This is a genomic window from Actinoplanes lobatus, assembly GCF_014205215.1.
Taxonomy (GTDB): Bacteria; Actinomycetota; Actinomycetes; order Mycobacteriales; family Micromonosporaceae; genus Actinoplanes; species Actinoplanes lobatus.
Genome location: NZ_JACHNC010000001.1, coordinates 7,894,156 through 7,906,078, shown reverse-complemented (window position 1 = coordinate 7,906,078; position 11,923 = coordinate 7,894,156). Strand labels below are relative to the sequence as shown.

9 protein-coding genes are annotated in these 11,923 nt (G+C 72.2%); 6 read left to right on the top strand and 3 right to left on the bottom strand.

Annotated elements, in window-relative coordinates; all coding sequences use genetic code 11:
* Nucleotides 1-2: 2 nt before the first annotated feature.
* Entirely contained in the window at nt 3-1,067 is a 1,065-nt protein-coding gene (locus BJ964_RS48600) for a LysR substrate-binding domain-containing protein (RefSeq protein ID WP_229806651.1), read from the bottom strand.
* Nucleotides 1,068-1,308: 241 nt separating this feature from the next.
* Here BJ964_RS48600 and BJ964_RS36305 point away from each other — a divergent pair, with 241 nt between their 5' ends.
* Entirely contained in the window at nt 1,309-1,875 is a 567-nt protein-coding gene (locus tag BJ964_RS36305) for an NADPH-dependent FMN reductase (RefSeq protein WP_188124870.1), read from the top strand.
* A 7-nt stretch (nt 1,876-1,882) separates the two neighbouring features.
* Here the strand turns inward: BJ964_RS36305 and BJ964_RS36300 are convergent, their stop codons facing one another.
* Entirely contained in the window at nt 1,883-3,928 is a 2,046-nt protein-coding gene (locus BJ964_RS36300) for an eCIS core domain-containing protein (RefSeq protein ID WP_188124869.1), read from the bottom strand.
* A gap of 12 nt (nt 3,929-3,940) precedes the next feature.
* A complete protein-coding gene (locus BJ964_RS36295; RefSeq protein WP_203832684.1) occupies nt 3,941-6,760 on the bottom strand; it encodes an AAA family ATPase in 2,820 nt (939 codons plus the stop codon).
* Between the two features lie 107 nt (nt 6,761-6,867).
* Here BJ964_RS36295 and BJ964_RS36290 point away from each other — a divergent pair, with 107 nt between their 5' ends.
* From BJ964_RS36290 to BJ964_RS36270, 5 genes are all read left to right on the top strand, one after another.
* On the top strand, nt 6,868-7,566 hold the full coding sequence (locus BJ964_RS36290; RefSeq protein ID WP_188124868.1) for a hypothetical protein: 699 nt from the start codon (nt 6,868-6,870) through the stop codon (nt 7,564-7,566).
* Nucleotides 7,567-7,681: 115 nt separating this feature from the next.
* On the top strand, nt 7,682-9,457 hold the full coding sequence (locus tag BJ964_RS36285) for an ATP-binding protein (RefSeq protein ID WP_188124867.1): 1,776 nt from the start codon (nt 7,682-7,684) through the stop codon (nt 9,455-9,457).
* Between the two features lie 5 nt (nt 9,458-9,462).
* Nucleotides 9,463-10,281, top strand: coding sequence for a Pvc16 family protein (locus BJ964_RS36280; protein ID WP_188124866.1), 819 nt, complete (start codon nt 9,463-9,465; stop codon nt 10,279-10,281).
* A 30-nt stretch (nt 10,282-10,311) separates the two neighbouring features.
* On the top strand, nt 10,312-11,472 hold the full coding sequence (locus BJ964_RS36275) for a phage tail sheath family protein (RefSeq protein ID WP_188124865.1): 1,161 nt from the start codon (nt 10,312-10,314) through the stop codon (nt 11,470-11,472).
* Between the two features lie 17 nt (nt 11,473-11,489).
* Nucleotides 11,490-11,921, top strand: coding sequence for a phage tail protein (locus BJ964_RS36270; protein ID WP_188124864.1), 432 nt, complete (start codon nt 11,490-11,492; stop codon nt 11,919-11,921).
* Nucleotides 11,922-11,923 lie beyond the last annotated feature (2 nt).

Below are 11,923 nucleotides of genomic sequence, written 5' to 3'. Positions count from 1 at the left end.
GATCACCCCTTGCGGATGATGCCGACCTGACCAGGAGGGACAAGGCTGGCCAGATGATCGGAGCTCTGTTGCTCGGCTTCGTCGCCGGCGTCATCGCGAGAGTGCTCATGCCGGGCGATGCCTTCCGCAAGATGAGCGGACCGGCGTCGTGGCTGGTCTCGGTCGGGCTCGGCCTGGCCGGTGCGCTGGCCGGGTACGTCCTCTTCACCCTCGGGCTGGGCATCGGCGACGACGACATCTTCGACTGGGGCGGGATCCTGAGCGCGATCATCGGCACCTTGATCGTGACTCCGATCGCCGGCTGGCTGCTGCGCCGGTCGGGCCGCGCCCCATGAGTGCTGACACGATTCAGTGATCGCGGCGACCGTGCCGGCGGCGCGTACGAACGCGGCGACGGCCGGTGAGCGTACGTCCTCGGGCCAGGCGGCGGCCAGTGTGGCGTCGGGAAGGTCGTTGACGGGGCGGTAGGCGATCCCGGGACGCTGGTAGCGGCGGGCCACCGAGACGGGCGTCAGGAACACGACGTTGCCGGTCTCGACCAGGCTGAAGATCTCGGCCAGGTTCGAGGCCGGCCTGGCGGCGCCGGACGAGGAAGCGGGCCCGCCGATGAGGCGGCGGCCCTCCAGGTCGGACCGGCACAACCGCGTCCGGGCCGCGAGGGGATCGGCCGCTGCGAGCGCGGCCAGCAGCGGCTCGGACAACAGCGGCTCACTGTCCAGGCCACGGTCGTCGAAGGGGCACAACACCAGGGCCACGTCGGCACGGCCGTCGCGCAGCGTCTGCGCCTGTTCGCCGAATCCGCCGAGCACCAGCTCCGTCGGCAGGGCGGCGGCGTCAGCGGCGTACGCGTCGAGGATCCGTGGCAGCAGGCCGCCGTCGACGTCGGCCTTGAGCGCCACCCGCAGCCGCGGCGACCGGCTGCCGGCCCGCACGGTACGGCGAGCGGCGGCGGCGACCGCGTCGAGAGCGGTGCGGGCGTCGCGCAGCAGGACCCCGCCCGCCGCGGCCGTCGAGGGCTGACCATGGTGAGCGCGCCCTCGGCGATGCCGAAGGCGCGCTCCGGTCACGTTCGGGCGTTGTCCGGTCCCGGCGGCTGGCGAGGTTTAGCCTGGTCATGAGCGCCCTCGCGGCAGTCGACGGTAACGGCCCCTGATGTGGCCGGCGTCCGGCAGCCATGGTGCCCGACGTCCTTTCGCCGACGGCAGGACGCTGGAGGCGTACGGCTATGGCCTCCGCCCGGGCGGGCGCAGTGGTGGCAGGCACTCGGCCGCCGCGATACCTGATCCGTCTATCAAGGAGCACAGCTCGATGGCCAGCTACAAGGTCGGATACTTCGTCGGCAGCCTGTCGTCCACGTCGATCAACCGGGAGCTGTCGAAGGCACTCATCCGGCTGGCGCCCGACGACCTCGAGTTCACCGAGATCCCGATCCGGGATCTGCCGCTCTACAGCCCGGACCACGACACGAACTATCCACCCGAAGGGCTTGCGCTCAAGGAAGCGATCAGCAGGTCTCAGGCCATCCTGTTCGTGACACCGGAGTACAACCGTTCCATCCCCGGCGCCCTGAAGAACGCCATCGACTGGGCGTCACGGCCATGGGGCCAGAACTCCTTCGACCACGTACCGGCCGCCGTGATCGGCGCGTCGATCGGCGACATCCGCACCGCACTGGCACAGCAGAGCCTGCGCGCGGTGCTCAGCTTCTGCAACACCCGGCAGATGACCTCACCCGAGGCGTACATCAAGTTCACCCCGGACCTGTTCCCCGGCAACGGCCAGGTCACCGACAAGACCACCGAGGATTTCCTCGCCACGTACATGCAGGAGTTCCGCGACCACATCGTCCGCGTCCTCACGGTGCTGCCCCGGTAGAGCGGCGTCACCACAGGGGTGGGCGTTTTCGCAGTTCGAAGTGCATGAAGTCCTTGGTGCCGTGCTCGCTGGCGCCGAGCCAGGTGAGGTTGCCGCCGTCGGGTGCGCGTAGTGCCTGGATCAGCAGCGGCGGGATGTCGAGGAAACCGTGCACGACCAGTTGCGGGAGTGCCTTCTCGCCGGGGAGGGCACGGGCGCTGGCCGGTGTGCGTTCCGGGACGGCTGTCTTCTTGTTCTTTCCGCCTTTCGGTGGGAGGAAGGACCGCTCGTAGACGTCGACCATCCGGATGATCAGCTCGATGGTCCGGCGGTGGTCCTCCCACACGTCCAGCGGCTCGGGCAGGAAAGCCCCGGGCCCGTGGGGGTAGAGCAGGTCGGCGAGGTGGTCGTGTGCCGTGCCGTACGGCTTCTTACGGGGCACTTTCAGTTCGGGGTCGGAGTAGCGCCAGCGGGGCTGCCCTTCGGCGCGGGCCGCCCGTGCCGTGGCCAGCAGGTGAGCCGGTGCGGTGGCGGCCGCGATCGAGGCTCCCTTGCGGTACGCGACCCGGACGAGGCCGTCCGCGATGGAGCGGTCGTCGCGGAAGACGTCCACGAGTTCACGGCTCGTCCTCAGTAGCCGTTCCAGCTCTCGCAGAGCCGGATCCTTCGTGCCGAAGACCAGCGTGTCGACGAACTCGCCGAGGTCGAAGGCGTCCTTCTTCTTGCGGCCTTCCGGCGTCATGCTCAGCGATTCGCCGGTGACGTCCTCGATGAAACGGGCCGGGAAGTCCGGCACGTTCGGATTCGTCAGCGGGTTGATGTCGACGGCGCCACCGAAACCGTGCTCCGACAGTGCCAACGGATTGTTGGTGTTGGTCCGTATGTTGGCGCCCTGGATCGACGTCACCGCCCTCCGTACGTCCGGCAGATCCGCCGGGGGCAGGCGCTTCTCCGCCAGGGCGAGCCGCGTGCCCAGCTCCTCGTGCACCCGCACCTCCCGGCCGAGGAACGTGACCGTCCTGAGTTTCGCGCAGTACGCGTTGAGCCGGGCGAACGCGACGGCGGTTCCGTCGGCCAGGCCGCCGAACGCCTGGATCACCAGCAGCCGGATCGACCGGTACATGGCCAACCGGTCGGCGTCCTTGACTCCGGCGAAACTCCGGCGCGTCGCATCGGTGAAGGTGCCGGTCCACTCCGTCTCGGGGTCTCCGGCCGCGCCGGCGTACGTTTCCAGCCGCCGTTCGGTGCCGGTGAGCAGCACGGTGAGGACACGTTGCAGGACCAGTTCCTTGCGGCGCAGGGCCTCCGCCTTGACCTCGTCCGGCTTGCCGGCCGGGGTGAGTGCGCGCAGCACCCGGACGGCCGTCTGGTCGTAGAGCAGGGCCGGGGCGCCGCGGGGCCGCAGTTCCGGATCGTTGACCTGCCGGACGACCTTGCGCCAGGTGTCGTCCCACTCCTTGCCGGCCACCGGTGCGCCGATCATCGGGTCGAGCGCGAGCAGCAGCACGCCGACGGCCTCGTCCACCTCCGGGTCGCCGAAGTAGGTGAGCCGCAACTCGTGCGGCGGCCCGGTGGGGATGCCCGACGGCATGAGCAGGTCCTGGTCGAGCAGGTGCAACCGGCGGCGGTACGGAAGCTCCCCGGCCTCCGGTTCCCCGGGCGGAGCCTCCCCGGGTTCCTGCCGCAGCGGGGTTCCCGGCACCACGGAGGCCTCGACCGGCACCGGGCCGTGCGTGGAGATCACGGCCGCGGCGGCCCGGCCCGCGTCGGTCTCCGCGGTGGCTGCCGTCGCCGTGGGAGGGCGTTGCGGGTCGGACTGGACGACGTGGGCGAGCTCGTGTGCCAGCAGCCACCGGCCCCGCACCCGGTCCGGCGCGTACCGGCCCGGTTCGAAGACGATGTCGTCACCCACCGTGACCGCCTGTGCTCCGGCGGTCTCGCCGGTGTGGACGCGTACCCGGCTGAAGTCGTGGCCGAAACGCTCCTCCATCTCGGCCCGGGTGGCGGCGTCCAACGGCCGGCCCGCGCCTGCTCGTGGCGGGACCGTCCGCTCGGCCCGGGCCGGTTCGGCCATCGTCGGCACCTCCTATTCGGCGAGTCCCGCCGACACCAGCGCCCTGGTCAGGTCGGTGCGGGAGCGGACGCCGAGCTTGCGGTAGATGTGGGTGAGGTGCGCCTCGACGGTCTTGCGGGACAGGAACAGGGCGCCGGCCGCCTCGGCGTTGTTCATGCCGCGCGCCACCGAACGCGCGACCTGCACCTCCTGCGGGGTGAGCGCGTCCAGGCTGATCACCGCTACCGCGGTGGGCTGCCCGGCCGCCGCCAGCTCGGCCGCCGACCGCCGGGCCCAGGCGGTGGCGCCCAGCGACTGGAAGCCGGCATGCGCGGCGGACAGTGGAGGCCGGGCCGCGGAGGGCCGGCGGAACCGGCGGAACGCCTCACCGCGGCAGAGCAGGGTGCGGGCCCGCTCGAACGGATAGTCCTGCGCGCTGTGCAGGCGGTCGGCCTCGTCGAACCACCTCTCGGCCTTTCCTGCGGTCGGGGCGAGCATTCCCCGGCTGCGGGCCAGCACGGCGGCCGCCCAGCTCTGGCCGCTGCGTTCGGCGGCACGCTCCAGCCAGCCGATCGGCTGTTCGGCCTCGCCGGGGTGCCCGGCGCGGATGGACGCCTCGATGAGGTCGGCCGCGAACGGGACGATGCGCGGGTTGCCCACGCCCTGCCGGGTCGCGAGGTCGAAGGTCTGGCGCAGCTGGGTCATGGCGGTCTCGTACTCGCCGAGGCTCAGCGCGGACAGGCCGAGGACGGCGGTGAAATAGACGTCGAGACAGGCCACACTGTACGGTCCGACATCCTGCCGGGCGCGGGTGATGTGGTCCTCGCAGCGGGCCGGGTTGCCGCGCAGCGCCTCGATCCGTGCCAGGCAGGCGAGGGCGTAACCGAGGACGCCGGGCTGCCCCAGTTCTTCGGCCCAGCGCAGTGACTCGGTGGCGTCGGCCTCCGCGGCCGCCCACCGGCCGGCCCAGCATTCGAACTCGCTGCGGGCGCTCAGGGCGATCGGCAGCACGGCCGGGGCGGCGTGCCGGCGTGCCGCGTCGACCACCATGGTCACCATCCGCCGGGCCGGTCCGTGCCGTTCGGCGTGCCCGAGGGACTGCCCGACGACGGCGAGCAGGTGCTGGTCGGCGACCGGATCCGCGGCGGCCAGGAAGTCGGCGGCCCGATCGAGGCTGGCGAGTCCTTCGGCGATCCGTCCTTCGACGATCAGGGCCTGGCCGTACGCGATCGCGCTGTGCGGTGACCGGATCCCGGTGGATTCGGCGAGCGACACGCCGCGCTGCCCGCACCGCACCGACAGGGGCACGTCACCGTCCATGGCGGCCGGCAGGGCCGCCTCGCTGAGCAGCAGGCACGCTTGAGCGGGGTCCTGCTCGCGGATGGCCTCGGCCGCGGCGATCAGCCCGTCGTGCGCCGCGGCGGGCCGTCCCAGCCAGGTGCGGATGCGGCCGCGCAGGCGTTCGACGCCGGCGCGCGCCGCGGGTTCGGTGACGGCGGTCAGCGCCTCGTCGCACCACGCGGCGGCCCGGGTCAGCATGCCGCCGAGCAGGGCGTCGGTGGCTGCGTTGCACAGCAGGGCGCCGCGCGCGGCCGAGGGCGGGGTCAGTTCGGCGGCCCGGTGCCAGGCGTGGGCGGCGGCGTCGTACGCGCTGCGCCGGCGGGCCTCGACCGCGACCGCGGCCATCTCCGCGGCGGCTCCCTCGTCGGGTGCGGTCGTGGCGGAGGCGCGGTACCAGGCGCGGGCCGTGCCGGTGGTGGTCCGGGCCAGGGCCTCGTAGGCGGCCAGCCGGTCGGGCAGCAGCGTCTGCCGCCGCACGGCGGAGCGCAGCAGCGGATGCCGGAACTCGTAGCCGGCGCCGGAGGGCACCACCACGCCCGCGGCCTCGGCCGGCGCCAGGTCGGTGAGCGTGAGGCCGAGGACCGCGAGGGCGGGTTCCAGATCGCCGGTGGCCGGTGACCGGCCGGCGTCGAGGACGGCGAGTGCCGCCCGGGTCCGGTCGGGCAGCTGCTGCAGCCGCGGCAGCCAGGTGCTCTCGAGTTGCCGGCCGAGCGGGAGAGCGTGCCCGATCGGTTCCTGCCCGGCCAACTGGGCGGCACGCAGCGAGGCGGCGGACTCGATCAGGGCGAGAGGGTTGCCGCCGGTACGGTCGACCAGATCGGCCAGCACGCCCGCGACGGGGGTGAACCCGTGCCGTTGCAGCAGTTGCGCGCAGGCGGCCGGCGGCAGCCCTGTCACGTCGACGGCCGGCACGTCGCAGCGGCCGCGCAGATCGTCGTCGTCCCGGCTGGTCAGCACCATGGCGACCCGCTCCGAGGTGAGGCGCCGGGCGACGAACAGCAGAACCCGCCGCGAGGACGGGTCGATCCAGTGCAGGTCGTCGACGAGCAGGACGACGGGGGCCGTCTCGGCGGCGGCGGCCAGCACGCTCAGTGCGGCGGCGCAGACGGCGTACGGGTTCGGGTTGACCGCGTCGGAGATCGCGAGGCAGCTCTCCAGGGCATCGCGCTGCACCCGTGGGATGGCGCCGAAATGCCGTTGCAGGGGCACCATCAGGTCGGCCAGGGCGGCGTACGGCAGCAGCGCCTCCTGCTCCGCCCCGCGCGCCCGCAGCACCGGCATCCCGGCCCGGTCGGCGACGTAGTCGAGCAGCACCGTCTTCCCGATCCCCGGATCGCCCCAGAGCGCGAGGGTGGTGCTGCGGCGAGTGACGGCGTAGAGCACCGCGTCGAGCAGGCGGCGTTCCCGGTCGCGTCCGATCGGTTCGGCCGTGACCGGGGCGGTGAGGGTGTGGCTACCTGACTCGCCGATCATCGCGGCCCCCAGCGTCCGCTCCCGCTGTCGAACCTCCATCGTGCGCCGCGGCACAGCGGCCGGAGCCCCGCTGTCACGAAAGTGTCACCGCGATCGCGGGTTCCTACCGTAGCGGTCCGGTCGGCTCGCCCGTTTGGGTGAGGCGTATGCACCGGCTCGACGCTGTGCAGCTCAAGGTGGCGCTGACGGGGGAGGACGCCCGGCAGGCCGCCGCCGGGCTGCCGGTGCGGCCCACCGGTGACGAGTGGACGGTCCGGTTCTGGGAGGACCGCGCCGGCGCAGTCGGCCACCTGCCGCTGTACGAGCGGGGCGTCATCCTGCGCGCCCGGCAACCCGGGGCCGGAGCCGGCGTGTCCACGGTGAAGCTGAGACCGGGCCGCCGCAGCCTGCTCACCGCGCGCTGGCTGGCCCTGGGGCAGGCCGGTGACCTGCGGTTGCGGGTGGAGGAGGACTGGGCCGTCGACCGGGTTCTGGTCGCCTCGCTCGACGCCCCCCGGCCGGCGGCGGCGCCACCGCACGAGCTGGTGCTCACCGGGGTGCAGCGGGAGTTCCTCGCCGAGTGCGGCGGCGTGGTGCGTCTGGACGGTCTCACCGGCGTGGGGCCGGTCCGGGTGCGGCGGTGCTGGCCGGTGTTCTGGCAGGGGCACCGGATCGCCGCCGGCTGGTGGATGGCCGACGGCGGCCCGGACATCCTCGAATTGACGTTGCGGGTGGAGCCGGCGGGCGCCGAGGTCGTCTGGCGGGCCTTCGACACCCGGCTGCGTGACTGCGGGGTGGTGGCGGTGCAGCGGCGGCGTACCACCGAGGTTCTCCTCGAACGGCTCACACCACCGGGAAATCCCTAGGGCGGCAGGGCCCGGCGACCATGCGGGCCGCAGGGAACACCCTGATGTGCCGCCGGCCGGGCCGGTCCTTCAATGGGGTCCGGTGACGGCCACGGCGGACGGGAGGGACGCGACCATGTCGATGCCACCGTCCGCCGGGCCGGGACTGGACCTGCTTCCCGTGCTGGCACGTCTGGACACGCTGCTGATGGCGGCCGTGGACCGGGCCGGGGCCACCGGCCGGGACGGTGACGCCGGCCGGCTGCCGCGCGAGCCACTTCTGCCGCCGTCGCCCGTGACGGCGCGCGGCGAGCCGGGGCCGCTGCTGGCCTGGCTGGCCGAGACCTTCGAGCTGACCGGCTTCGACGTGGACGTGCTGGTGCTCGCGGTCGCCTCGGACCTGGACCTGCGATACGAGCGGGTGTACGCCTACCTGCACGACGACAGCCGCAGGCGCCGTCCGACCGTCGACCTCGCCCTGAACCTGCTGTGCGGTTCGGCGGCCGAGCGGATCGCCGCCCGCCGCCGGTTCGCGGCCGACGCCCCACTGCTCGCGCACCGACTCGTCACGGTGGCCGGTGAGCCGGAACCGCTGCCGGCCCACGCGATCCGCGCCGACGAGCAGGTGCTGCGGCTGCTGATCGGGGAGTCGGCGCTGGACTCGCGGCTGGCCGGCTGCGCCGAGCTGGCCGACGGCACGCCGGTGGCGGGGCATCCGCTCGCCCGGTTCACCGGCCCCGCGCCCCGGATCTACCTGCGGGGTGCGCCCGGGACCGGGCAGGCCGAGGCCGCCGGAGCGCTGGCCGCCGGCCTCGGGCTGCCGCTGCTCACCGTGGATCTGGAGCAGGCCGCGAACGGTCCGGTGCCGACCGGGGAGGTGGTCCGGGTGGCGTTGCGGGAGGCGTGGTTCCGGCGTACGGCCCTGCTGCTCACCGGCGTGCAGCCGGCACCCGCGATGAGCCGTGCGGTGGCCGCCGCCCGGACGCCGGTGGTGCTGTCCGGCACCGGCTCGTGGTGGCCCGAGCCGCCCGGGGACGGTGTCGCCGTGGTGCCGTTCGCGTCGGCGGACCGCGGTCATGCCCGGTCCGGGCGGGAGCTGAGCGAGCTGGCGTTCCGGGTGCCGTCGACGTTCGGGTGGGACGACCTGGTCCTGCCGCCGGAGCCGGTGCGGCGACTGCGGGAGCTGACCCAGCGGGTCGCGCACCGGCGGCGGGTGCTGGACGAATGGGGTTTCGGGCGGCTCCTGCCGTACGGCCGGGGGGTTTCCGCTCTTTTCACCGGCCCGTCCGGAACCGGCAAGACGATGGCGGCCGGGGTGATCGCCGCCGAACTTGATCTCGATCTTTACGAGATCGATCTCGCCGGTGTGGTCAGCAAGTACATCGGCGAGACCGAGAAGAACCTGGAACGGATCTTCGCGGCCGCCGAGTCGGCCGGCGCCGTGCTGTTCTTCGACGAGGCGGACGCGATCTTCGGCAAGCGCTCCGAGGTGCACGACGCCCACGACCGGTACGCCAACCTGGAGGTCGCCTACCTGCTGCGGCGGATGGAACGCTACGACGGCGTGGCGATCCTGGCCACCAACCTGCGCGAGAACCTCGACGACGCGTTCCTGCGCCGGTTGCAGTTCGTCGTGGAGTTCCCCATGCCCGGACAGGGCGACCGGGAGCGGATGTGGCGACGGTTCCTGCCGGACACGGCGCCGGTCGCCGACACGGTCGACTTCGATCTCCTGGCCCGGCGGTTCCGGCTCTCCGGCGGCAACATCAAGAACATCGTGCTGTCGGCGGCCTACCTGGCCAGCGCCAACGGCGGCCGGATCGGGATGGGTCACCTGATCCGGGCCACCCACGACGAACATCTCAAGATCGGCCGGATGTTCGACGCCGGCGAGCACCCGGTCGCGGGGTGACGGCCGTGTTCCAGGATCTGGATCTCACCCTGAAGGCGCTGCTGGAGGACACCACCGTGGCACCGGCGCTGACCGACGTGGACATCGCCTTCGACACGCCCGACAAGTCGTTCACGTTCACCGGGGACACCCTCAACCTGTTCCTGTTCGGGGTGCACGAGAACCGGGTGCTGCGCGATCCGGTGCCGATCGTGGAGGTGGTGGCGGGACAGTTCGTACGGCGTACCCCGCCCCTGCGCGTCGACTGCGACTATCTGCTGACCGCCTGGTCCGAGGGCGCCCGGGCGGCCGCGGTACGCGACGAGCACCGGCTGCTGGCCGCCGCCCTCGCCAAGCTCACCAAGTTCCCGCTGATCCCGCCCGGCTACCTGCGCAACTCGATGACCGGCCAGCCGTTCCCGGTGCAGACCTGGGTCGGGCAGGCCGACGACTCGCGCAGCCTCGGCGAGTTCTGGAGCGCGCTCGGGGTGCCGCCCCGGTCGGCGTTCCACCTGACCGTCACGGTCGCCCTCGACCTCCAGGACGGTGTGGCCCTCGGCCCGCCGGTGGAGACCAGCCGGGTGCTGCTCGACGCCGTACCCCGCAACGCGATCGGCGGCCGGGTGCGGGCGGCGGCCGGCAACGCCCCGGTCGACGGCGCGACGGTGACCCTGGACGGGCGCCGGACCGTCCGTACCGGCGCCGAAGGCGGTTTCGTCTTCACCGGTGTCGGCGACGGCCAGCACGAACTGCACGTCACCGCGGCCGGTTTCAGCGACGGGCAGCGCACCGTCACCGTCCCCGGCGGCACCCCGACGGCCTTCGACTTCACCCTGACGCCCTGAGAAGCGAACGCCCTGAGAAAGGAGCCCCCGATGCCCGACTACGCCGCGCCCGGCGTCTATGTGGAGGAACAACCGATCACTCCGACCATCGTCGGCGTCGGCACGAGCACCGCAGGACTCATCGGTGAGGTCGCCGACAACGTGACGATGCCGGAGCTGCCGGACGGCAGCGGCGACTACGTGGTGGCCGCCATGCACGAGCCGGTGCTGGTCACCAACTTCGACCAGTTCAAACGCCACTTCGGTGACTTCCAGGCCGGCAACGGCACGCTCGCCCACTCGGTCTACGGGTTCTTCAACAACGGCGGATCGGCGTGCTGGGTCGCCCGGGTCGCCGACCTCGACGACGACAACGAGGTCAAGGAGGTCCTCGTCGCGTTCGAGGCGATCGACGAGATCGCGATCGTGGCGGCGCCGGGCGCGCTCGACGCCGCGGTGCAGCTCGCCCTCATCGAGCACTGCGACCAGGCCTCCCTACAGGACCGGTTCGCGATCCTCGACGGCCAGCAGGCGACCACCGTCACGGTCGCCGACATCAAGGGAACCCTCGCCAGCACCAGCGACTATGCGGCGATGTACTTCCCGTTCGTCCAGGTGTCGGACCCGATCACCGGCGATCTGATCTTCATTCCGCCGAGCGGTCTGATGGCCGGGGTCTACGCCCGCGTCGACGCGACCCGCGGGGTGCACAAGGCGCCCGCCAACGTGCCGCTGCGCGGTGCGCTCGGCCTGCAGTACCAGACGTCGAAGAACGAGCAGGCCCTGGTGAACAAGCAGGGCATCAACGTGATCCGGCGGCTCAACGGCTCGATCCTGGTCTGGGGCGCGCGCACGCTGGGCAGCGGGACGGCGGGCCGGATCGAATACATCAACGTGCGCCGCCTGATGAACTTCCTGCGCGAGTCGATCGACGAGGGCACCCAGAACGCGGTCTTCGAACCCAACAGCAACCCGCTGTGGGCCACCATCACCCGCAGCGTGACGGCCTTCCTGACCCGGGTCTGGCGCGACGGCGCGCTCTTCGGCACCCAGCCCGAGCAGGCCTTCTTCGTACGCTGCGACGAGTCCACCAACCCGCCGGACGTCCGCGACGCCGGCATGGTCGTCACCGAGATCGGTGTCGCACCGGTCAAACCGGCCGAGTTCGTGATCTTCCGGATCGCCCAGTTCGCTGAGATACCCGCTGCCTGATTCGAGGAGGTCGGCGCATGGCCACCGGAGTCCGCAAGGACCCATTCCGCAACAGCAACTTCATCCTGGAGATCGACGGCATCGAGCAGGCCGGCTTCACCGAGGTCACCGGCATGGGCGTGGACATCGCCGTGGCCGAGTACCAGGAGGGCGGCCATGTCACCCCGCGCAAGCTGCCGGGCCAGGTGACCTATCCCAACATCACGCTCAAGTGGGGGCTGACCGACTCGCGGGAGCTCTACGACTGGTTCCGTGACGTCGCCCGGGGGATCGTGCAGCGCCGCGACGGCAGCATCATCCTCCAGGACCAGACCGGCACCGAGCGGGCGCGCTGGAACTTCGAGAACGCCTGGCCGCGCATGTACCGGCCCGGCGACATGGTGGCCAAGAGCAACGACGTGGCCATCGAGAGCCTGGAACTGGTCTGCGAATTCCTGGAGAGGGCCTGACG

Excerpts from the sequence above, each read along its gene's own strand:
- BJ964_RS36305 (WP_188124870.1), top strand. The coding sequence starts at position 1,309 with ATGGCCAGCTACAAGGTCGGATACTTCGTCGGCAGCCTGTCGTCCACG.
- BJ964_RS36285 (WP_188124867.1), top strand. The coding sequence starts at position 7,682 with ATGTCGATGCCACCGTCCGCCGGGCCGGGACTGGACCTGCTTCCCGTG.
- BJ964_RS36275 (WP_188124865.1), top strand. The coding sequence starts at position 10,312 with ATGCCCGACTACGCCGCGCCCGGCGTCTATGTGGAGGAACAACCGATC.
- BJ964_RS36270 (WP_188124864.1), top strand. The coding sequence starts at position 11,490 with ATGGCCACCGGAGTCCGCAAGGACCCATTCCGCAACAGCAACTTCATC.
- BJ964_RS36300 (WP_188124869.1), bottom strand. The coding sequence starts at position 3,928 with ATGGCCGAACCGGCCCGGGCCGAGCGGACGGTCCCGCCACGAGCAGGC.
- BJ964_RS36290 (WP_188124868.1), top strand. The coding sequence starts at position 6,868 with ATGCACCGGCTCGACGCTGTGCAGCTCAAGGTGGCGCTGACGGGGGAG.
- BJ964_RS36295 (WP_203832684.1), bottom strand. The coding sequence starts at position 6,760 with ATGGAGGTTCGACAGCGGGAGCGGACGCTGGGGGCCGCGATGATCGGC.